This is a genomic window from Ornithinimicrobium kibberense, assembly GCF_006519705.1.
In the GTDB taxonomy this organism is placed as follows: Bacteria; Actinomycetota; Actinomycetes; order Actinomycetales; family Dermatophilaceae; genus Ornithinicoccus; species Ornithinicoccus kibberensis.
Genome location: NZ_VFXM01000003.1, coordinates 1 through 21,615 on the forward strand (window position 1 = coordinate 1; position 21,615 = coordinate 21,615).

Genomic DNA, 21,615 nt, shown 5'->3' on the forward strand with positions numbered 1-21,615 from the left:
CACACCACCAGAAACCCACACAACCGTGCGAGCCTCATCCGGGGCAACCTCTCCAGGTTATTCCCTCCATCGCTGCGGAGTCAACTCCGCGGGCGGTTCGAGACCGCCTGGACGATGAGGGGTGCCGACCCGGGACCGGCCACCGTTCCCGGTGTCCGTGCCTCCCTGTCGGTGCGGCGAGAGATAACTTTAGGCACGCGGACCGCGGAACACAAATCCGCAGGTCAGACGCCTGATCGCGGCGCGGTGGGACCTCAGGGCGTGGCTGGGCCGTCGCTGCGGCGGACCGCGGCGAGGTTCTTCCGGCCACGGCGCAGGAGCACGACCTCGCCGTGGAGGAAGTCCTGCTCCCGGAGGGTGCGCTCGACGTCCTCCACCTTGGCGTTGTTCAGGCTGACGCCACCCTCCGCCATCAGACGCCGGGCGGCGCCCCTGCTGTCCGCCAGGCCGGCGAGCACGAGCGCCTCCACGAGGCTGGCGCCCACGGGCACCTCGGCGCCGGGCAGCTCGGCCGTCGCGTCGCGCAGGGTGCCAGCGTCGACGGTGGCGGGATCCCCCCGGCCGAACAGGACCCGGCTGGCGGCCTCGACCTGAGCGGTGGCCGCCTGCCCGTGCACGAGGGTGGTGACGTCGGCGGCGAGGGCGCGCTGGGCCTCGCGCAGGTGCGGACGTTCCCTGGCGGCGACCTCCAGCTCGGCGACCTCCGCCTCGTCACGGTCGGTGAACACCCGTAGGAGCTTGCCCACCTCGCTGTCCGCCACGTTGATCCAGTACTGGTAGAACGCGTAGGGGCTGGTCATGTCGGCCGCGAGCCAGACCGCGTTGCCGGCGGACTTGCCGTACTTCTCGCCGTTCTCGTCGGTGATGAGCGGTGTGGTCAGCACGTGGGCCGTCCCGCCCTCCGCCCGGTGGATGAGGTCCACGCCGGCCGTGAGGTTGCCCCACTGGTCCTGCCCGCCCGTCTGCAGGGTGCAGCCGTGCTCGCGGTAGAGGTGCAGGTAGTCCAGCGCCTGCAGCAGCTGGTAGCTGAACTCCGTGTAGGAGATGCCCTCCTGGCTCTCGAGCCGGGCGGCGATCGCCTCCTTGCGGATCATCTGGTTCACCCGGAAGTGCTTGCCCACGTCGCGGAGGAAGTCGAGCGCGCTCAACGGCGCGGTCCAGTCGAGGTTGTTGACCACGACCGCCGGGTTGTCCCCCTCGAAGTCCAGGAAGGGCCGGACCTGCTCACGGATCCGTTCCACGTAGTGGGCCGTCGTCTCCTTGGTCTTGAGCACCCGCTCGGACGTGGGCCTCGGATCGCCGATGAGGCCCGTGGAACCGCCCACCAGGCACAGGACGCGGTGCCCGGCCCGCTGCAGGTGGCGCAGGACGATCAGCTGCACGAGGTTGCCGAAGTGCAGGCTGGGGGCGGTGGGGTCGAACCCGCAGTACACCGTCAGGGTGTCGTCCAGCGCCTCGCGGAGGCCGGCCTCGTCGGTGGTCTGGGCCACCAGCCCCCGCCACTGCAGCTCGTCGAGGATGTTGGTCACGCTCGCAGGTCCTTCCGGTGGGTGTGCTGTGCGGTGTCCCTGACGGCGGCACGGGGTGAGAGTGGTGTCATGGGACGGGTGCGGGCCCAGCCTACGTGCGGGGCGGGTCGGTCCCGGCCCGGCCGGGACGCCGTCGGGCCGTCCCGGGACGGTACGCGGACACGGTCGGGTCCCCGTCGATCCAGAAGCGCCACGGATGGAGCCGCCCGTCACCGCCCTCCCCCGCGACGCCCACCCGTGGGCCCTGGCGCACCGGCCCCACCTCGCCGTCCGCGACCCGCAGCTCCACCGGGCTGCCGGGGTCGAACAGGTCGAGGCCGTCGTGCTCGCGGCCGAGGCCGAGCGCGGAGGCCAGCCGAGCCGGTCCGCGGGCCAGGTCCCGGGCCGGGTGCGGCCGGGCCCGGCCCGCGTCGCGTCGGGCGCGCGCGGACTCCATACCCGCGACGACCTCCCCGGCCCGCAGCAGCACCGCGCTCGCCTCCCCGTCGGGGCCGCACACCACGTTGCAGCACCAGTGCATCCCGTAGGAGAAGTAGACGTAGAGGTGCCCGGGCGGGCCGAACATCACCTGGGTGCGTGGCGTGGGGCCGCGGAAGGCGTGCGAGCCCGGGTCGCGGGTGCCCGCGTAGGCCTCGACCTCGGTGAGCCGGACCGTCACCCCGCCGGCGCTGACGTGGGCCCCGAGCAGGGCGGGCGCGACCTGCAGGACCGGTCCTGCCAGCCAGTCGCGGCGCGGCTGCACCATCGGGGGCAGGGGCGGACGCGCACCCGGCGCTCCTGCCCCGACGTGCTCAGTCACGCACCTGCGGAACGTCCTGGACCCAGTGCCGGTGCCGCGCAACCTGCTTGAGCAGATGGGCGTGCTGCTCGCTGACCCGGGCCGGGGCGGTGCCCCCGTGGGCGTTGCGGGAGGCCAGCGACCCCTCGACGGTGAGCACCCCGCGCACCTGCGGGTCGAGGTGCGGGCTGATCGCCGCGAGGTCCTCGTCGGAGAGCTCCTCCAGGCCGATGCCGCGCTCCTCGCACACCCGGACGCAGCCGCCCGCGACCTCGTGGGCGACCCGGAAGGGCACTCCTTGGCGCACCAGCCACTCGGCCACGTCCGTGGCGAGGGAGAACCCCTGGGGGGCGAGCTGCGCCAGCCGGTCGATGTCGAAGGTCAGGGTGGCCACCATCCCGGCGACGGCGGGCAGCAGGACCTCGAGGGTGTCGACCGCGTCGAAGACCGGTTCCTTGTCCTCCTGCAGGTCGCGGTTGTAGGCCAGCGGCAGCCCCTTGAGGGTGGCCATCAGCCCGGCGAGGTCGCCGATCAGCCGGCCGGCCTTCCCCCGGGCCAGCTCGGCCACGTCCGGGTTCTTCTTCTGCGGCATGATGCTGGACCCGGTCGAGAAGGCGTCGTCGAGGGTGACGAAGCCGAACTCGGCGGTGGCCCAGAGGATGACCTCCTCGGCGATGCGCGACAGGTCGACCGACACCATGGCCGCCACGAAGGAGAACTCCGCGGCGAAGTCCCGGGAGGCCGTGCCGTCGATCGAGTTCTCGCTGGGCCGGTCCATGCCCAGGTCGTGGGCGATCGACTCCGGGTCCAGCCCCAGCGAGGACCCGGCCAGCGCCCCGGACCCGTAGGGGGACACGGCCGCCCTGACGTCCCAGTCGGCCCAGCGGTCCACGTCGCGCAGCAGGGCCCACGCGTGCGCCTGCAGGTGGTGGGCCAGCAGCACCGGCTGCGCGTGCTGCAGGTGCGTGCGGCCCGGCATGGCCGTCGTGGGGTGGGCCGCAGCCTGGTCGAGGAGCGCCTGGACGACGTCGAGCACCTTGGCCGAGAGCAGGCGGGCCTGGTCCCGCAGGTACATCCGGAACTGGGTGGCGACCTGGTCGTTGCGGGAACGGCCCGCCCGCAGCCGCCCGCCCACGTCGGGCCCGATCCGTTCGATCAGCCCGCGCTCGAGCGCGGTGTGCACGTCCTCGTCGTCCGGCGCCGGGACGAACTCCCCGGACCGCACGTCCTCGCCGAGCTGCCGCAGTCCGCCGAGCATGACGCCCAGGTGCTCGTCCGAGAGCAGCCCGGCCCGGTGCAGGACCCGGGCATGGGCGCGGGACCCCGCCAGGTCGTACGGCGCCAGGCGCCAGTCGAAGTGCGTGCTCTTGCTGAGCGCCGCCAGGGCGTCGCTGGGGCCGCCGGTGAAGCGACCTCCCCACAGGCTTGCCGTCATGGCCCCATCCTCCCCCATGACCGCCCGTGCCCGCCCGGCCCCCCGCGGCACGTCATGGGCCGACGTCCCCCAGGTCGGCGATCGAGAGCAGCCGCTCGGCGGTCTCCGGCCCGCCGTCCGGAGCCGTGGTGATGACCAGGATGGTGTCGTCGCCGGCGATGGTGCCGAGCACGTCGGGGTCGTCGCTGCGGTCGATCGCCGCCGCGAGGTACTGGGCGGCTCCCGGAGGCGTCCGCAGGACGACCTGGTTGCCGACCGCGCGGGCGCTCACGAGCAGCTCCTGCAGGAGACGGACCAGGCGGGCCGAGACCTGCTGGGCGTCCTGAGCGGGGCGGGGCGTGGTGTCCCCGCCCTCGCCGGGCACGGCGTACACGAGCTGCCGGCCGCGGCGCACCTTGACCGCCCCCAGGTCGACGAGGTCACGCGACAGCGTCGCCTGAGTCACGTGGATGGCGTCCTCGGCGAGGAGGTCCAGCAGCTGCGCCTGCGACCCCACCGCGTGCCGTTCGAGCAGGTCAGCGATCCGCTGGTGCCGGGCCGCCCGCGTCATCGGAATGCTGGTCACGGCGTGACTATACAAGAGCATGCATGAGTATGCGGTCACTCGCCGCCGTGCCGTCGTCGGCCGTGCGGTCGTGGGCCATGTGCCGGTGGCACCGTGCCGCCGTGGGCCGTGCGGGCGTCAGCCGCGGAGGGGGTCGTCCTCGCCCCACGGGCGCAGGCGGAGCATCCGCTCCCCCTCGCCCAGGCCCGCCCGGGAACGTGCGCGCAGCAGGTCGAGGTCGTCCGTGCCCGCCCGCAGGAAGCGGCCGCTGAACCCGTCGAGCTCGCCGTGGGCGATCGCCAGGACCAGCGCCTTCACGTCCTCCGGGTCGGTCCAGTCCGTACGCCCCTGGTGCATCCGCATCGAGTGCGTCATGTCGGACTCGATCACCCCCGGAGCGAGGTCGAACGCACGCACCCCGTGCTCCGCGCCGGCCAGCGCGACGCCGCCCGTCAGCCTGGCGAGGGCGGACTTGGAGGCGTGGTAGGAGGTCAGCACGTCGCTCTCCCGCGTCCCCGAGCCGGAGTTGAGGTTAACGACGCGCCCTCCCCCGCCGGCGATCATGTGCGGCACCACCGCGCGCATGAGCAGGAACGGCCCCTTGACGTTGGTGACCATGACCTGCCACCACTCGTCGACGTCGGCCTCCCACAAGGGCTGCTCGGTCTCGACCAGGCCCGCGTTGTTGACGAGCAGGTCGATCCGGCCGTGGCGGTCCACCACCTGCCGGACCGCCTCCTCGACGGCCGCGGCGTCGGTGACGTCGCACGCCAGCCCCTCGGCCCCGTCGGTCACCTGGCCCGAGCGGGAGAGGCCGACGACCGTCCAGCCGTCGTCGAGCAGCGCGGCGACGATGTGCGCACCGATGCCGCGCGAGGCACCGGTGACGAGGGCGACGCGGGCGGGAGGAGCGCTCATGCACCCCAGCCTAGTCGGCGGGTCAGCGCTGGGCGGCGCCGTGGTCCTGCGTGGCGCGGGCCACGGCGGCGTCGCGGGCGGTGTTGACCTCCTCGGTGGTCAGGGTGCGGTCCGGGGCCCGGAAGTGCATCCGGAAGGCCAGCGACTGCTGGTCCGGCCCGACCTGGTCGCCGACGTAGACGTCGAACAGCTCGATGCCCTCCAGCAGGTCCCCCGCTCCGGCGCGCAGCGACTCCTCCACGTCCCCGTACCGGGTCGACAGGGGGACCACCAGTGCTACGTCGGAGGCGGCAGTGGGGTGGGTCGACAGCGGGCGCGCCTGGGTGCGGTGGTCGCTGGCCCGGAGGAGCACCTCCAGGTCGAGCTCGGCGGCGGCGGTCCGGTCGGGCAGTCCGAGGCGCTGGACCACCTTGGGGTGCAGCTCGCCGGCCCAGCCGACGGTCGTGCCGTCGGCGAGCGTGAGCTCCACGCAGCGCCCGGGGTGGAAGGGTGCCCGGTCGGCCGGCCTGCGCCGGACGGGGACACCGAGGGTGTCCGCGACCGCGTGCGCCCAGGCTGCGACGTCGGTCACGTCGACGTGCCGGCCGCTGCCCCACCAGCCGGCGCGGTCGGCCTGGCCGGCGGCCATGAGCGCCACGTGCCACGGCTGGGTCGGCACGGCGTCGCGGATCGCCGCGAGGGTCTGGTCGTCGGGACGCTCGCCGACCCCCGGCACGGGCGCCTTGGCGGCGTGGTCGGGCAGGGTGACCGTGTCGATCTCGAAGAGGGCGACGTCGCGGTTGCCGCGGGAGACGTTGCGGCGCAGCGCCTCGGGCAGCGTCTGCAGCAGCTCGGTCCGCATCAGCGGTGCCTCGTCGGAGAGCGGGTTGGCGAGGCGCAGCGCCGCGCGTCGCGGGTCGTCGGCCGGCAGGGCGAGCTCCTCGAACCTGCTCTCGCCGACGAAGGGGTAGGTCAGCACCTCCTGCAGGCCGGATCCGGCCAGGGCGGCCGCCACGGCCCGGCGGGAACGCTGCGCGTGGGTGAGGCCGCGCCCGCCGGTGGCCCGCGGCACGACGGAGGGGATCTTGTCGTAGCCGTCGATCCGGGCGACCTCCTCCACCAGCGTGGGCGCGTCGGTCAGGTCGGGCCGCCAGGTGGGCGGGACGACCGTCAGCATGCCCTCGCCCTCGGCCCGGACGTCGCAGCCGATCGCCTCGAGCAGCTCGACGACCCGCGCGGCCGGGTAGTCCACCCCGACGTAGCGCGTCGGCAGGTCCACCTCCATCCGGATCGGCGCCATGCCCGTGGTCGGGCGCTCGTCACGGTCGGTGATCGCCGGGTCGGCGGTGCCACCCCCGTGCTCGACGAGCAGGTCGACGGCGAGCTGGGCCGCCGCCGCGGCCACCGCCGGGTCGACCCCGCGCTCGAACCGCTTGGCCGCCTCGCTCGAGAGGCGGTGGCGCCGCGAGGTGCGGGCGACGGTGCGGGGGTCGAAATGGGCCGACTCGATGAGCACGTCGGTGGTCGTCCCGGGCGTCACCTCGCCGTCCTCGCCGCCCATCACGCCGGCCACGGCCAGGATGCGCTCCCCGTCGGGGCCGCAGGTGATGAGCAGGTCCTCGGGGTCCAGCTCGCGGTCGACGTCGTCGAGCGTGCGCAGCCGCTCACCCGCCCGCGCCCGGCGGACCACGATCGGGCGCTCCAGCGTGGCCAGGTCGAAGGCGTGCAGCGGCTGGCCCAGCGCGAGCATGACGTAGTTGGTGACGTCGACGGCCAGGCCGATCGGGCGCATGCCGGCCTCGGTCAGGCGGCGGGCCATCCACTCCGGCGTCTGCCGGGTCAGGTCGAGTCCCCGCACGACCCGGGCCACGTAGCGGTCGCAGCCGGGCACCTCGCCGTGGGGGCGGTGCTCGTCGCGCAGCTCCACGGCATACCCGTCCCCCGTCGCCGGGTCGACCGGCAGGTCGGCGGGGTCACGGTATGCCGCGCCCGTCGCGTGGGAGTACTCCCGGGCGATGCCGCGGATGCTGAAGCAGTAGCCGCGGTCGGGGGTGACGTTGACCTCGACGACCTCGCGGTCCAGGCCGAGGACCCCGACGAGGTCGTCGCCGGGCGTCAGCCCCAGCTGCTCGACCCGCTCGTGGCCGAGCAGACGTGGGAGCACGATGATGCCCTCGTGGTCGTCGCCGATGCCCAGCTCGCGGACCGAGCAGATCATCCCGGCGGACACGTGGCCGTAGGTCTTGCGGGCGGAGATGGTCATCGGACCCTGCGGGGTCGGCAGCACGCCTCCGGGCAGGATGACCGCCACCAGGTCGCCGACCTCGAAGTTGTGCGCGCCGCACACGATGCCCTGGGGCTCGCCGGTGCCGTTGGCGTCCGCGACGTCCACCTGGCACCAGTTGATCGTCCTGCCGTTCTTCTGCGGCTCCGGGTGCTTCTCCAGCACGCGGCCCACGACGAGCGGGCCGCCGACGCCGCTGGTGTGCAGGCCCTCCTCCTCGAGGCCCACGGAGACCAGGGCCGCGGCGATCTGCTCGCCGGTGACGTCCTGCGGCAGCTCGACGTACTCGCCCAGCCAGTCGACCGGAACCCGCATCAGATCTCCATCCCGAACTGCGCGTTGAAGCGCACGTCTCCCTCGATCAGCTCCCGCATGTCGGTGATGCCGTGGCGGAACATCGCGGTCCGCTCCACGCCCATCCCGAAGGCGAAGCCCTGGTAGCGCTCCGGGTCCACTCCGCAGGCCCGCAGGACGTTGTGGTTGACCATGCCGCAGCCCCCCCACTCGATCCAGCCCGTGCCGCCGCACGTCCGGCACCCGGTGTCCTCCCCGCGGCAGACGAAGCAGCGGAAGTCCATCTCGGCGCTGGGCTCGGTGAACGGGAAGTAGGCCGGGCGCAGGCGGCTGACGATGCCGGGGCCGAACATCGCCTCGGCGAGCCGGTCCAGCGTGCCCTTGAGGTGGGCCATCGTCAGCCCCTCGTCGACGGCCAGCCCCTCGAGCTGGTGGAAGACGGGGGTATGGGTGGCGTCCAGCTCGTCGGTGCGGAAGGTCTTGCCGGGCACGGCCACGTAGAGCGGCACGCCCCGCTCGAGCAGGGACCGCGCCTGGACCGGCGAGGTGTGCGTGCGCAGGACCAGGCCGGCGTCGGCCGGGTCGACGAAGAAGGTGTCCTGCATCTGCCGTGCCGGGTGGTCCTTGTCGAAGTTGAGCGCGTCGAAGTTGAACCACTCGGCCTCCACGCCGGGCCCCTCGGCGATCTCCCACCCCATGCCGACCATGGCGTCGGCCATCCGCTCCGCGGTGACCGTCAGCACGTGCCGGCGGCCCAGCGGGCGGCGGGCGGGCACGGCCGTGAGGTCCATCGCCTCCTCGACGAGGATCCGCTCGTCCCGCTCGGCCTCCAGCTCGGCCTGCCGTGCGGTCAGCGCGGCGTTGACGCGGCCGCGCGCCTGCCCGACCCGCTTGCCGGCCTCGGCCTTGGCGCTGGGCGGAAGGGCGCCGATCTCGCGGTTGGCCAGGGCGAGGGGGGAGCGCTCCCCGGCGTGCGCCAGCCGGGCGGCCTTCAGGGCGTCGAGGGAGTCGGCGGCCTCGATCGCCGCGAGCGCGTCGGCGACGGCCTGGTCGACCGCCTCCGGCGCGAGGGCGGCGACCTCGACGGGGTCGTAGCTGGTGTTGGGTCCGGACACCTGCGCAAGTGTAGGCGGCGGCACGACGACCCCCGACGAGCGCCTAGTCTGACGCCATGCCCCCCGTGACGACCTCGGTCCTGCATGCCGCCCGCGGGGCGCTCATCGGCGCCGCCGAGGTGGTGCCCGGCATCAGCGGCGGGACCGTCATGCTCATCGTCGGCATCTACGAGCGGCTGGTCACCTCCGCCGGGCACTTCGTGGGCGGGCTGCGGCTGCTGCCGACCGACCGGCCCGCGGCCCGGGCCGAGCTGGCCCGGGTGCGCTGGGACGTCGTGCTGCCGGTGATCGCGGGCATGGTGCCGGCGGCGTTGCTCACCGCCGCGCTCGTGGCGCCGGTCGCCGAGCGGCACCCGGTGCCCACGCTGGGGCTGTTCCTGGGGATGAGCGCGGCCGCCGTGCTGGTGCCGGCGACCATCGTCGGGCGCGCCTGGTCGTGGCGCTACGTCGCGCTGGCGGCCGTGGTGGCCGTGGCGGCCGCCGTCCTGGTCGGCCTGCCTCCCCAGCACCTGCCGACGCACCCCGCCGTCGTCTTCGCGGCCGCCGCGGTCGCCGTCTGCGCCCTGGCGCTGCCCGGCCTCTCGGGCTCGTTCCTCCTGCTGACCCTGGGCCTGTACGAACCCACCCTGGCCGCCCTCAACGAACGCGACCTGGGCTACCTGCTCGTCTTCGGGGCGGGTGCGGCCGTCGGCCTGGCGTCCTTCCTCCGCCTGCTCCAGCGGTTGCTGGAGCACCACCACGTGCCCACCCTCGTCGTGCTCACGGGTGTGATCCTGGGGGCCTTGCGCGCGCTGTGGCCCTGGCAGGACGAGGACCGAGGACTGCTGGCGCCCGACGGACAGGTGGGGGTCACGCTCGCCCTGGCCGCACTGGGTGCCCTCGCCGTGCTGGTCCTGGCGCTCCTGGGCCGCCGGTCGGGCTGACTCAGACGGCGCCGGTGGCCACCGAGGAGGCGTGCAGGCACACGGTCGCCGCCATCGCCAGGTTGAGCGACTCGGCCCGGCGGATCGGCACCGACACCGCCGCGTCGCACCCCGCGAGCACGTCGGGAGGAAGGCCCCAGGCCTCGTTGCCCATCACCCAGGCGTGCGGGCCGGTGAGGTCGACGTCCGGCAACCGGGTCTGCCCCGACCCGTCGGCCGCGAGCAGGCGGATGCCCCGGGCGCGGCAGGCCTGCAGCACCTCCTGGACGGGGGTGCCCACGCTCACCGGCAGGTGGAAGAGCGAGCCCGCGGTGGACCTCACCACCTTGGGGTTGTAGACGTCGACCGAGGCCGCGCTGACGACGACGGCCGCGGCGCCGAAGGCGTCCGCGGCCCGCAGCACCGTGCCCGCGTTGCCCGGGTCACGCACGTGCGCGAGCACCACGACGAACCCCTGCTCCCCGACCGCCGCCAGCGCCCGCTCCAGCGGGACGTCGACCCGCCGGGCCACCGCCAGCAGCCCCTGCGGGTGCTCGGTCCCCGCCATGACGCCCAGGACGTCCGCGGTGCACTCCCGCACGGCCACCCCGAGGCGCACCGCCTGCTCGACGAGGTCGGCGTGGCGGTCCAGGGCCGCGGGGGTGACGTAGAGGACCTCGGCCGCGCCCGCGGCATACCCGAGCAGCTCGCGCACGGCCTGCGGCCCCTCGACGAGGAAGCGCCCCTGCCGGTCGCGGGCAGCACGACGCCCCAGCGCCGTGACCTGCCGGACGCGCTCGCTGCGGGTGCTGCTCAGCGGCGGGAGGCCGGTCACGGGGCTGGGGCGGACGTGGGGTGTGCGGTCAGGCGGCCGAGTCGGCCTTCTCGCCCTCGGCGGGGACGTTGGCCCTGGCCAGGTCGACGAGCGCGACGAAGGCGGCCTCGTCGTGCACGGCCAGCTCGGCCAGCATGCGGCGGTCGACCTCGATCCCGGCGGCCTTGAGGCCCTGGATGAACCGGTTGTAGGTCATCCCGTTGGCGCGGGCGCCGGCGTTGATCCGCTGGATCCACAGGCGACGGAAGTCACCCTTGCGCTTGCGCCGGTCGTTGTAGGAGTAGACCAGCGAGTGGGTGACCTGCTCCTTGGCCTTGCGGTAGAGCCGGCTGCGCTGTCCGCGGTAGCCGCTGGCGCGGTCCAGGACGACCCGACGCTTCTTGTGGGCGTTGACCGCCCGCTTCACGCGTGCCACGTGATGTCTCCTTGTGTGTGCTGGGAGGTGCGGAAGGTGCTGCGGCTCAGAGGCCGAGCATCTTCTTCACCTTGCGGACGTCGGACGGGGCGACCAGCTTGTCGTTCACGAGACGACGAGCCGCCTTGGAGCTGCGCTCCTGGAACTTGTGGACGTGGCGGGCCCGCTGGTGCATGACCTTGCCGGTCCCGGTCACCCGGAAGCGCTTCTTGGCGCCGCTGTGGGTCTTCATCTTCGGCATGGGCCGATCTCCTTCGTGCGTGGTCCCGCTGCTGCCGCGGGCGTGGTGGTGCGCAGGTGGACGCCGGGGCGTCTCAGGCCTGCTCGGTCTGGGTGGTGCCCGCCTCGGACGCGGCGGGAGCCTCGCCCCCCGGCTCGCCGGTGCGCGACCGCTCGGCCTCGCGGCGCTTCTCCTGACGGACGACCGTCTTCTTCTTGGTCGGCCCGAGCACCATGACCATGTTGCGGCCGTCCTGGCGCGGGGCGCTCTCGACGAAGCCCAGCTCGGCGACGTCCTCGGCCAACCGCTGCAGGAGCCGGAAGCCCAGCTCCGGTCGGGACTGCTCCCGGCCGCGGAACATGATGGTCACCTTGACCTTGTCGCCCCCCTTGAGGAAGCGGACGACGTGGCCCTTCTTGGTGCCGTAGTCGTGGTCGTCGATCTTGGGACGGAGCTTGATCTCCTTGATGACCGTGTTGACCTGGTTCTTCCGGGACTCCCGGGCCTTCATGGCGGTCTCGTACTTGTACTTGCCGAAGTCCATGAGCTTGGCGACCGGGGGACGTGCCTCGGGGGCCACCTCGACCAGGTCGAGGTCCGCCTCGGCCGCCAGCCGCAGCGCGTCCTCGACGCGCACGATGCCGACCTGCTCCCCGTTCGGTCCCACCAGCCGGACCTCGGGAACACGGATCCGGTCGTTGATGCGAGGCTCGCTGATGTGCTTGCTCCTTCGTCCGTCATGACGACCAGGCACCAGAAAGGCCTCCTGGCACCAGGTGCGCAAGAGGCCTGTCCACGGGTCCGTCCGGTCGCGGAAGCGCCGGCGGGTATGCCGTGGACGAACCACGTCATGCCCGTGCACCGAGGTGGTGCGGACCCGGACCCGGCGACCCGGAGGTCGACGCGGGTGGGGGCGGAAAGGCCCCTCTTGCACGTCGGACGCGCGGACGTCCGACTGGTCGATCCATCATGTTAGCAGATCTGCGTCCCCGCCCCGGGCGTCGGAGCGCGGTGCCGGTCTGTACTTGAACGATTCAAGGAAACGTGGTCCGATGGGCCCATGCCGACCGCCCCGATGGACCTGCTGCGCTCGGCCGGTCTGCGGGTCACCGGCCCCAGGGTCGCCGTGCTGGAGGTCCTCGCCGAGCACCCCCACGCCGACGCCGCCCAGGTGCTCGAGCGGGTCCGTGGCGGGTCCGCCGACGGGGCCCCCGGCGTGTCGGTGCAGGGGGTCTACGACGTCCTCTCCACGCTCGACGGGGCCGGGGTCCTGCGTCGGATCCAGCCGGCCCACTCGGTCGCCCGCTACGAGATCGACGGCGGGGACAACCACCACCACGTCGTCTGCCGCGGCTGCGGCCGTCTGCACGACGTTCCCTGCGCGACGGGCAGCGTCCCCTGCCTGGACCCCGCCGGCCCGCAGTCCCTCGGGTTCCTCGTCGACGAGGCCGAGGTCATCTACTGGGGCCTGTGCCCTTCCTGCCGCACGGACGGGGACCACTCCCCCGGCGGCGGGGCGGGGCCCTCCACCCGGACCACCCCGACCATCCACCACTCGAAGGAGAACGCATGAGCGAGACCCAGCACGGGTTCGTCAACCAGCTCCACCACGAGCAGCACCCCAGCACCACGGGGTCCACGACCACCGCGGGCGTGCCCTCGGGCTCGGACCGCAACTCGTTGTCCGTCGGCGCCGACGGACCGCTGCTCCTGCACGACGTGAGCCTCATCGAGACGCTGGCCCACTTCGACCGCGAGAAGGTGCCGGAGAGGCTGCCCCACGCCAAGGGTTCGGGTGCGTTCGGCCGGTTCGTCGTCACCGAGGACGTCTCCCGCTGGACCAAGGCCGCCGCCTTCCAGCAGGGCGCGGAGTCCGAGGCGCTCGTCCGCTTCTCCACCGTCGCCGGCGAGCAGGGCTCCCCCGACACCTGGCGGGACGTGCGTGGCTTCGCCGTGCGCCTCTACACCAGCGAGGGCAACCACGACGTGGTGGGCAACAACACGCCCATCTTCTTCGTGCGCGACCCGATGAAGTTCCCCCACTTCATCCGCAGCCAGCGGCGCCTGCCCGACAGCGGCCTGCGGTCGAACAACATGCAGTGGGACTTCTGGACCTCCACCCCCGAGTCGGCCCACCAGGTCACCTACCTCATGGGCGACCGTGGCCTGCCCAAGACCTGGCGGCACATGAACGGCTACTCCTCGCACACCTACATGTGGGTCAACGCCGAGGGCGAGCGCTTCTTCGTCAAGTACCACTGGCACAGCGAGCAGGGCGTAGAGAACCTGACGAACGAGGAGGCCGGGCAGCTGGCCGGCGAGGACGCGGACTTCCACCGGCGCGACCTGTTCGACGCGATCGAGCGGGGGGACCACCCCTCCTGGACGCTGTCGATGCAGATCATGCCGTACGAGGAGGCCAAGACCTACCGGATCAACCCGTTCGACCTCACCAAGGTGTGGCCGCACGCGGACTACCCGCTCGTGAAGGTCGGCACCCTGACGCTGGACCGCAACCCGGTCAACTTCCACGCCGAGATCGAGCAGGCCGCCTTCTCCCCGTCGAACCAGGTCCCCGGGACCGGGGTCTCCCCCGACAAGATGCTCCTGGCGCGCGTCTTCTCCTACCCGGACGCCCAGCGTCACCGCATCGGGGCCAACTTCCAGCACCTGCCGGTCAACCAGCCCAAGGTGCAGACCAACGCCTACCAGTTCGACGGCCCGATGGCCTTCCTGCACTCGGGCAACCAGCCCACCTACGCCCCCAACTCCTACGACCGCCCCTGGTCGGACGAGACCGGGCCGGTGGAGAACGGCTGGGAGGCCGACGGCGAGCTGGTGCGCTCGGCCTACACCCTGCGCGCGGACGACGACGACTTCACCCAGCCCGGCATCCTCGTCCGCGAGGTGTACAGCGAGGAGCAGCGCCAGCGTCTGGTGGAGACCGTGGTCGGCTCCCTCATGCCGGACGACGTGCGCGAGCCCGTGCTCTCCCGCGTCTTCGAGTACTGGCGCAACGTCGACGAGAACATCGGTCGTCGTGTCGAGGAGGCCTACCGGGCCGCCAAGGGTGACCAGGTCCCCGGCGCCGGCCCCAAGGACGAGGACTCCGGGACGCCCGACGCCGAGGGCGTGCGGCCCGAGGCGTCCGCCTCCGCCCAGCCGGGGCACGCCGCCGACAGCTGAGCGGCACCGCACCCGGCCGTCGACGGGCGCGTCGCTCCTGCCAGGAGCGGCGCGCCCGTCCGGACCTCAGGTCCGTCCCAGCCGGAAGGCCACGGCGTCGATCCGGGCCCGGGCCTCACCGTCGGCGGCGATCCGCTCGCCCACCCCGGTGACGAGCCGACGGATCTCCTCCTGCCCCAGGCCGGGGGCGAGCGTCAGCTCGACCTGCAGGGCCCCGTCGGGACCGGCGGTGCACCGGTGGTCCACCACCGCCTCCTGGTCCGCCACGGCCGCGGCGACGGCGCAGAGCACCTGGTCGTCCTCGTGCGCGGGACCCCACGGCCGCCCCATGGCCAGGGCCCACACCATGGATGGCCGGAGCAGGTATGCCGCGCTCCCCGGCGGGGAGGGCAGGTCCAGGGGGATGACCGAGCACCCTTCCTGCACGGCCGCCAGGGCGGCGCGCTGAGCGGTCACCGGCACCGGGCGGGCGTCGGCGTTCCACGCCGTCAGGGCCGCCACGGAGGTGAAGGCCGGCAGGGCGCGGGCGCCGTCGGGGGCGACGAGCGTCACCGACGCCATGTCGCTGCGGGTGTCGACCGGGACGCCCGAGGAGTCGTCGATCTCCCCCGGCACGGCCACGACGGGCACGATGAGCCGCGCCTGTGCCACGGCGGCGACGAGCTCAGCCGGGTCGACCGGCGGCCCGCCCCCGCCGTCGCCGGCCCGCCGGTGGGCCTGGAGCAGGACGGCCAGTCCCTCGTCGGCGGTGCCGTCGTCCTGGTCGAAACCGGTGCCCGTCAGGGTGCGTCCCTGCCACGGCACCCCGGCGCTGTCGGAGCCCTCCTGCGGGTCGTGGCTGCTGAACCGGTGGGTCATGCGACGGCCTCCTTGGCCTGGGAGAGGGTGAAGGCGCCGTGGTAGAGGGCGGACCCCAGGACCGCCCCCGCGGCGCCGGCGGCGCGGAGTGCACGCAGGTCGTCGAGCTCGGCCACCCCTCCGGAGGCGACCACGGGCGCGAGGGAACCCAGGTGGGCCACAACCCGGCGGACCAGACCGACGTCCACCCCCGTACGGCGTCCGTCGCGTCCGGCGTCCGCGAGCACGATCGCACCCGGGGGTGCCGGGCGCAGGGTCTCGACGAGGACGTCGAGGACCTCCGGCAGGGGCCCCAGGTCCACGCCCGACCCGCGGGCGACCACCCGGTCCCCGACGACGTCCACCCCGACCGCGACCCGCGCGCCGTGCTCGGCGACCAGGGCCTGGAGCGCGGCCGGGTCTCGGAGCGCGCCGGCCGCCAGGTTGACCCGCCACGCCCCGGTCGCCAGGGCCTCCAGGGCCGCCCCGGGACCGTCGAGCCCCCCGGAGAGCTGGGTCGGGACGGGAAGGGCATGGACGAGCCCGGCAAGGTAGGTCAGGTCCGAGCCCCGGCCGAAGGCACGGTCCAGGTCGACGACGTGGATGCGGTCGGCCCCCTCCCCGACCCACCGCCGTGCGACCGTGAGCGGGTCCGCGGGTCCGCCGCCGACGACCTGGACGGCCCGACGGCCGGACACGTCCACGGCGGGCAGCAGCTGGAACGGGCTCCCCGCGCCACCCGGTGCCGGGCTTCCCGCGAGGGCGCCGGTCACTCCAGGACCCCGAGCTCCCGCCGCAGCCGGACGGAGTCGGCGACGGCGTCCTCGAACCACGACACCTGCCGGGCCGACGGGTCGTGCCGCGTGGCCCCGGGCAGGTCGGCGGCCCGCACCGGGTCCTGGAGCAGCCGTGGCCCGGGCAGGCCGAGCGTGGCCATCACGGCCTGCAGCATCGTCACCGGACGTGGCCCGGTCTCGTGCAGCAGGTCGACCAGCTCCTCCCGGGTCCGCGCGGGACAGCCGGCCAGCCGCACGATCTCCCCCGGGCCGGCCAGGTCGAGACCAGGGGGCCGCACCAGACCCACCCCCGGCTCCCACACCACCCACCCCGGGCCCCGCCGGCGACCGGCGGCGTGGACCGTGATCACGGCGCGTCCGCCGGTCTCGGAGAAGCCCAGCGCCGGTCCGGTCCTGGCGGGCACGGGGCGACCGACGAGCAGGAGCGCACCGTCGTCGTACGGCGGCCCCGTGGGGGGACCGGCCGCCGCGACGGCGACGGTCCACCGCCCGACGGGGGCCACGACGAGCGGCACCACGGACCGGGAGACCCAGCCGGCCACCCGCTCCCGCGGCCCGCGCAGGAGCAGGAGCGCCGTCGGTGGGGGGACCGACGCCGGACCTGCTGCGCGGTCGTCCGTCGGACGCGTGCTGGGCGTGGTCACCCGGACATCCTACGAACGCCCCCGGCCGGTGTCCCGCCCCCCGCTCCTGGGTCCCCTGGTGGGGCGGGGGAACCGGGCGGCCGACGGTGGCGGCCCGTCCGCCGCCCGGGAGAACCCGGCGGCCCTGCCCGGCAGGCCCCGGTCCCGGCGCGTGGTCGCCGGCCCTCGGCCTCCGTGCGCCGGCGGGGCGTCCCCGTAGAACAACCGGGCGACGACCTGGCGGGCGTGCCGCGCGGTGCGCCGCCACTCCTCGGCCAGCTCGGACCCGTGCCCGGGAGGCCGCCCCATCACCCGTGACATGCCCTCCGCGTCCCGCAAGGCGCTGGGGACGGAGTCGACCGGCCGGCCCCGCCACATCACGCCGGCGTCGCGCAGCTGGGAAGCCGTCTCCCAGGCGCGCGCCAGCACGACCTGGTCCTCCTGGTCGAGCAGGCCGGCACCCACCGCCGCGTCCAGGGCCTCCACGGTGCTCGTCGTGCGCAGCCCGTCGTGCTCGTGCGCGTGCTGCAGCTGCAGCAGCTGCACGACCCACTCCACGTCGGACAGGCCGCCGCGGCCGAGCTTGAGGTGGGCGCGCGGGTCCGCCCCCCTCGGCAGGCGCTCCGACTCCATCCGTGCCTTCAGCCGACGGATCTCCCGCACCGCCTCGGGCGCGATCCCGCCCGCGGGCCAGCGCAGCGGCTCGACCAGCTCGGTGAAGGCGCGGGCCAGGTCCGGGTCCCCCGCGACCGGACGGGCCCGCAGCAGCGCCTGCGACTCCCACCCCGCCGACCAACGTGCGTAGTAGGTGGCATAGCTCTCCAGGCTGCGCACCAGGGGTCCGGACCGCCCCTCCGGCCGCAGGTCGGCGTCGAGCTCGAGCACGGGGTCGGGACCGGAACGGTCGGACAGTCCCGACCGGAGCTCGCCCACCACGTCCGCCGCCTGGCGGTTCGCCCGTTCCGCGTCCGCACCCGGGCGGGGCCGGTGCACGAAGAGCACGTCGGCGTCGCTGGCGTATCCCAGCTCCCTCCCGCCGAGCCGCCCCATCCCGACGACGAGCAGGTCGGTGACCAGCTCCCCGTCCCGCTCCCGGACCGTGCGGAGGGCGACGTCGAGCGCCCCGCGCAGCGTCGCCTCGGTGACGTCGGTGAGGGCACGGCGCACCTGCGTCCCCGACCAGCCTCCGACCAGGTCCCCCAGCACGACGCGGACGAGCTCGCGGGCCCGCACCGTGCGGACGGCGAGGACCGCCCCGGCCGGGTCGTCCCGGCGGGTCGCGGCAGCGGCCATGCGGGCCAGCAGGGCCTCCTGGTCGGGCACCTGCAGGGCCCCGGGGTCCCCGAGCAGGGCCACCGTCTCGGGCGACCGCAGCAGGAGGTCCACGGCGTAGCGGCTGGTCGACAGCACCCGGGCCAGGCGCTCGGCGGCCGTCCCCTCGTCCCGCAGCATCCCCAGGTACCAGTGGGTCGTGCCCAGCGCGTCGCTGATCCGCCGGAAGGCCAGCAGCCCGGCGTCCGGGTCGGCCCCGTCGGCGAACCAGGCCAGCATCACCGGGAGCAGGTGGCGCTGGATGGTGGCCCGCCGGCTGACCCCTTCCGTCAAGGCGGCGAGATGGCGCAAGGCTCCGTCCGGGTCCCGGAAGCCGAGTGCGGAGAGCCGCTCCCGGGCCGCCTCCGGGGACAGCCGGACCTCGTCGGTGGACAACCGGGCCACGGCGCCCAGCAGCGGGCGGTAGAAGAGCCGTTCGTGCAGCCGGCGCACGTCGCGCTGCACCGCTCGCCACCGCTGGACCACCGCACGGTCGGCCTCCCCCCGCTCGCCGAGCGACCGACCCAGGCGGCGCAGCTCGGCGTCCGCCGTCGGCATGACGTGGGTCCGCCGCATCCGGTGGAGCTGGAGGCGGTGCTCCAGCGCCCGCAGCAACCGGTAGGCCTCGTCGAGGACCCGGGCGTCGTCACGGCCCACGTAGCCTCCGTCCCGGAGGGCGGCCAGGGCCTCCAGGGTGGTCCTCGAGCGCAACGACTCGTCGGTGCGGCCGTGCACGAGCTGCAGCAGCTGGACGCTGAACTCGATGTCCCGCAGCCCACCCGGTCCCAGCTTCAGCTCCCGGTCCCCGTCTCCGGCACGCACGGAACGCTCGACGCGGCGTCGCATCGCCTGCACGTCGTCGACGAAGTTCTCCCGCCCCGAGGCCCCCCACACCAGCGGCTCGACCAGCTCGGACCAGCGCCTGGCCAGCTCCTCGTCGCCGGCGACGTGCCGGGCCTTGAGCAGCGCCTGGAACTCCCAGGTCTTGGCCCAGCGCTGGTAGTACTCCTGGTGGGAGTGCAGCGAACGGACGAGCGGACCGTTCTTGCCCTCGGGACGCAGGGCGGCGTCCACGGGCCACAGCGACCCCTCGGAGGTGGACTGCCCGCAGATGCGCATGACCGCGCTGGACAGGGTCGCCCCCACCGCCAGCGCCCGGTCCTCCGGCGTCCCGTCCCGGGGTGCGGCCAGGAAGATGACGTCGACGTCGCTGATGTAGTTCAGCTCGCACCCGCCGGTCTTGCCCATGGCCACGACCGCGAGCTCACAGCCCTCCTCCCCCTCCGTCTCCGCCCGGGCCAGCAGCAGCGCCCCGCGGAGGGCGGCCCCGGCGAGCTCGGCCAGCCAGGCGGCCACGGTCGGGACGAGCTCGACCGGGTCCTCGCTGGTCAGGTCCTGGGTGGCCACCCGCAGGAGCTGGCGCCGGTAGGCGACCCGCAGCGCCTCCGCCCCGTCCCGCCCGGACGCACCGTGGACCGACTCCTCGACCGCGGACGGGTCGGGGTCCTGACCGTCGACCACGTCGGGCAGGTGCTCCGGATGGCGGGCCAGGTGGTCGGCCAGGGCACCGCTGCCGCCCAGGAGCGCCAGCAGGCGCCGACGCCGCGTCCCGGTGTCCCGGACCACGGGCAGCACCGGCTCGTCGGTCCGGGACCCGTCGGCCGCGGTGGTGCGCGGGTCGAGCAGCCGGACCAGGCCCAGCAGGGCGGCGTCCGGGTCGGCCACCCGGGAGAGGTCGGCCAGCAGTGCCGCCACGTCGAACCCGGGCCCGGCCCGTCCGACGACCTCGGTGAGCAGGCCTCCGGACCGGCGGGTGTCCGCCACCCCGGCGCGCGCCAGCTCGGCCGCCGTCACCGACCCGTCGTCCTCCCCCGGCGGGCCGCCTCGTCGCCGCACGGGTCCGGACCTCACAGGTGGAGCAGGTAGCGGTCGAGCTCGAAGCGGGTGACCTGGGAGCGGTACTCGCCCCACTCCTGCCACTTGTTGCGCAGGTAGAAGTCGAACACCTGCTCCCCCAGGACCTCGGCCACCAGGTCCGAGTCCTCCATGACGGCCACGGCCTCGCCCAGGCTCTGCGGCAGCGGGTCGATCCCGAGCGCCCGTCGCTCCCCGTCGGTCAGGGCCCACACGTCGTCCTCCGCCTCGGGCGGGAGGTCGTAGCCCTCCTTGATGCCGCGCAGCCCGGAGGCGAGGATCACCGCATACGTGAGGTAGGGGTTGCACGCGGCGTCGATCGAGCGGACCTCGATCCGGCGGGAGTGGCCCTTGCCGATGGAGTACATCGGCACCCGGGCCAGGGCCGAGCGGTTGTTGTGCCCCCAGCACACGTAGGCGGGGGCCTCGCCGCCGCCCCAGAGCCGCTTGTAGGAGTTCACCCACTGGTTGGTCACCGCGCAGATCTCGCGGCTGTGCGCCAGCACCCCGGCCATGAACCGACGCCCCGTGGTCGACAGCTCGTAGGAGGCCCCGGGCTCGTAGAAGGCGTTGGCGTCCCCCTCGAACAGGGAGACGTGCGTGTGCATCCCCGAGCCGGGGTGCAGCGCCAGGGGCTTGGGCATGAAGGTGGCGAAGGCCTTCTCGTGGAGGGCGACCTCCCGGACCACGGTGCGGAAGGTCATGATGTTGTCGGCCATGGACAGCGCGTCGGCGTAGCGCAGGTCGATCTCCTGCTGGCCGGGGCCACCCTCGTGGTGGCTGAACTCCACCGAGATGCCCATCTGCTCGAGCATCTCGATCGCCCCCCGGCGGAAGTCGTGCCCGTCGCCCCGGGCGACGTGGTCGAAGTATCCCGCCTGGTCGACGGGCACCGGCCCGACCGCGGGTTCGTAGGGCTCCTTGAACAGGTAGAACTCGATCTCCGGGTGGGTGTAGAAGGTGAACCCCTCCTGACCGGCCGCGTCGAGGGCCCGGCGCAGGATGTGCCGGGAGTCGGTAGGGGCCGGGGTGCCGTCGGGCATGTGGATGTCGCAGAACATCCTGGCGGTCCGTTCCCGCCAGGGCAGCACCTGGAAGGTGTCGGCGTCGGGCTGGACGACCATGTCGGCCTCGTAGACGCGGGTGAAGCCCTCGATGACGCTGCCGTCGATGCCGATGCCCTCGGTGAAGGCCTGCTCCAGCTCCGCGGGCGCCACGGCCACGGACTTCAGCGTGCCCAGGATGTCGGTGAACCAGAGCCGGACGAACCGGATGTCCCGCTCCTCGATGGTCCGGAGGACGTACTCCTGCTGGCGGTTCATGGGCTCATCCTGCCGCATCCTCGAGGTCGGCGGTGGCCCGCCCGTGGTCCTCGGCGAGCCGGTCGAGGTCCGCCCGGTGGGCCCCGATCCGGCAGCCCCGCCCGTCGGGGTGCAGCCCGATGCCCTCCTGCTCCCAGCGTGGCCGGGCCCGGGCCAGCAGGTCGGGGCGCAGGCGGCCGGCGCGGTCGGTCACCCGCCACCACGGGACGGACCCGCCCCACCGGGCCAGGACCGCACCCACCTGACGGGGGCCGGTGCCCACGAGGGCCGCGAGGTCCCCGTAGCTGACGACCCGTCCGGGAGGCACCTGCTCGACGGCCCGGAGGACGCGTTCGACGAGAAGGTCGTCCATCCGCCGGACCCTACCCGGACGCGGC

Annotated in this window: 20 protein-coding genes; 3 read left to right on the plus strand and 17 right to left on the minus strand. The window is 74.1% G+C overall.

Annotation, left to right across the window (positions count from 1 at the left end; translation table 11 throughout):
* Window positions 1-254: 254 nt before the first annotated feature.
* The 7 genes from tyrS to pheS all read right to left on the minus strand — a co-directional run bounded on the left by tyrS (window position 255) and on the right by pheS (window position 8,876).
* Complete coding sequence (gene tyrS, locus FJR00_RS02820; protein WP_141337390.1) at window positions 255-1,529, minus strand: tyrosine--tRNA ligase; 1,275 nt, start codon at window positions 1,527-1,529, stop codon at window positions 255-257.
* Between the two features lie 91 nt (window positions 1,530-1,620).
* On the minus strand, window positions 1,621-2,274 hold the full coding sequence (locus FJR00_RS02825) for a DNA-3-methyladenine glycosylase (RefSeq protein WP_141337542.1): 654 nt from the start codon (window positions 2,272-2,274) through the stop codon (window positions 1,621-1,623).
* A 46-nt stretch (window positions 2,275-2,320) separates the two neighbouring features.
* On the minus strand, window positions 2,321-3,742 hold the full coding sequence (argH, locus tag FJR00_RS02830) for an argininosuccinate lyase (protein ID WP_141337391.1): 1,422 nt from the start codon (window positions 3,740-3,742) through the stop codon (window positions 2,321-2,323).
* Between the two features lie 52 nt (window positions 3,743-3,794).
* Window positions 3,795-4,307: an arginine repressor gene (argR, locus tag FJR00_RS02835; RefSeq protein ID WP_377465422.1), complete on the minus strand. Its 513-nt coding sequence runs from the start codon at window positions 4,305-4,307 to the stop codon at window positions 3,795-3,797.
* Window positions 4,308-4,424: 117 nt separating this feature from the next.
* A complete protein-coding gene (locus FJR00_RS02840) occupies window positions 4,425-5,204 on the minus strand; it encodes an SDR family NAD(P)-dependent oxidoreductase (RefSeq protein ID WP_141337392.1) in 780 nt (259 codons plus the stop codon).
* Window positions 5,205-5,226: 22 nt separating this feature from the next.
* Complete coding sequence (pheT, locus tag FJR00_RS02845; protein ID WP_141337393.1) at window positions 5,227-7,782, minus strand: phenylalanine--tRNA ligase subunit beta; 2,556 nt, start codon at window positions 7,780-7,782, stop codon at window positions 5,227-5,229.
* On the minus strand, window positions 7,782-8,876 hold the full coding sequence (gene pheS / locus FJR00_RS02850) for a phenylalanine--tRNA ligase subunit alpha (protein WP_141337394.1): 1,095 nt from the start codon (window positions 8,874-8,876) through the stop codon (window positions 7,782-7,784). The genes pheT and pheS overlap by 1 nt, the downstream gene beginning before the upstream one ends.
* 56 nt (window positions 8,877-8,932) lie before the next feature.
* Between pheS and FJR00_RS02855 the strand changes: the two genes are divergently transcribed.
* Complete coding sequence (locus FJR00_RS02855; protein WP_141337395.1) at window positions 8,933-9,799, plus strand: DUF368 domain-containing protein; 867 nt, start codon at window positions 8,933-8,935, stop codon at window positions 9,797-9,799.
* 1 nt (window position 9,800) lies between these two features.
* Here FJR00_RS02855 and FJR00_RS02860 read toward each other — a convergent pair whose 3' ends face one another.
* From FJR00_RS02860 to infC, 4 genes are all read right to left on the minus strand, one after another.
* Window positions 9,801-10,613 (minus strand): TrmH family RNA methyltransferase, encoded by an 813-nt coding sequence (locus FJR00_RS02860; protein WP_141337396.1) that lies wholly within the window; start codon window positions 10,611-10,613, stop codon window positions 9,801-9,803.
* Window positions 10,614-10,641: 28 nt separating this feature from the next.
* A complete protein-coding gene (gene rplT, locus FJR00_RS02865; protein ID WP_141337397.1) occupies window positions 10,642-11,028 on the minus strand; it encodes a 50S ribosomal protein L20 in 387 nt (128 codons plus the stop codon).
* A 46-nt stretch (window positions 11,029-11,074) separates the two neighbouring features.
* Window positions 11,075-11,269 (minus strand): 50S ribosomal protein L35, encoded by a 195-nt coding sequence (gene rpmI / locus FJR00_RS02870; RefSeq protein ID WP_075957787.1) that lies wholly within the window; start codon window positions 11,267-11,269, stop codon window positions 11,075-11,077.
* Between the two features lie 73 nt (window positions 11,270-11,342).
* The gene (gene infC / locus FJR00_RS02875; protein WP_075957827.1) at window positions 11,343-11,966 is read right to left on the minus strand and encodes a translation initiation factor IF-3; all 624 of its coding nucleotides are present in this window, start codon (window positions 11,964-11,966) and stop codon (window positions 11,343-11,345) included.
* Between the two features lie 342 nt (window positions 11,967-12,308).
* Between infC and FJR00_RS02880 the strand changes: the two genes are divergently transcribed.
* Together FJR00_RS02880 and FJR00_RS02885 are read left to right on the plus strand one after the other, a co-directional pair.
* A complete protein-coding gene (locus tag FJR00_RS02880) occupies window positions 12,309-12,821 on the plus strand; it encodes a Fur family transcriptional regulator (protein ID WP_141337398.1) in 513 nt (170 codons plus the stop codon).
* Window positions 12,818-14,434 (plus strand): catalase, encoded by a 1,617-nt coding sequence (locus tag FJR00_RS02885; protein WP_141337399.1) that lies wholly within the window; start codon window positions 12,818-12,820, stop codon window positions 14,432-14,434. Before FJR00_RS02880 ends, FJR00_RS02885 begins: the two co-directional genes overlap by 4 nt.
* A gap of 66 nt (window positions 14,435-14,500) precedes the next feature.
* Here FJR00_RS02885 and FJR00_RS02890 read toward each other — a convergent pair whose 3' ends face one another.
* From FJR00_RS02890 to FJR00_RS02915, 6 genes are read right to left on the minus strand one after another with little or no spacing between them, the layout of a single operon-like run.
* On the minus strand, window positions 14,501-15,292 hold the full coding sequence (locus FJR00_RS02890) for an SseB family protein (protein ID WP_141337400.1): 792 nt from the start codon (window positions 15,290-15,292) through the stop codon (window positions 14,501-14,503).
* Entirely contained in the window at window positions 15,289-16,044 is a 756-nt protein-coding gene (locus FJR00_RS02895; RefSeq protein ID WP_141337401.1) for a HisA/HisF-related TIM barrel protein, read from the minus strand. The genes FJR00_RS02890 and FJR00_RS02895 overlap by 4 nt, the downstream gene beginning before the upstream one ends.
* Complete coding sequence (locus FJR00_RS02900; protein WP_141337402.1) at window positions 16,041-16,712, minus strand: hypothetical protein; 672 nt, start codon at window positions 16,710-16,712, stop codon at window positions 16,041-16,043. The genes FJR00_RS02895 and FJR00_RS02900 overlap by 4 nt, the downstream gene beginning before the upstream one ends.
* A gap of 9 nt (window positions 16,713-16,721) precedes the next feature.
* Window positions 16,722-19,898, minus strand: a complete 3,177-nt coding sequence (locus FJR00_RS02905; protein ID WP_141337403.1) for a bifunctional [glutamine synthetase] adenylyltransferase/[glutamine synthetase]-adenylyl-L-tyrosine phosphorylase — start codon at window positions 19,896-19,898, stop codon at window positions 16,722-16,724.
* 11 nt (window positions 19,899-19,909) lie between these two features.
* Window positions 19,910-21,238, minus strand: a complete 1,329-nt coding sequence (locus FJR00_RS02910; RefSeq protein WP_075957794.1) for a glutamine synthetase family protein — start codon at window positions 21,236-21,238, stop codon at window positions 19,910-19,912.
* A gap of 4 nt (window positions 21,239-21,242) precedes the next feature.
* Window positions 21,243-21,590: an MGMT family protein gene (locus FJR00_RS02915; protein WP_141337404.1), complete on the minus strand. Its 348-nt coding sequence runs from the start codon at window positions 21,588-21,590 to the stop codon at window positions 21,243-21,245.
* Window positions 21,591-21,615 lie beyond the last annotated feature (25 nt).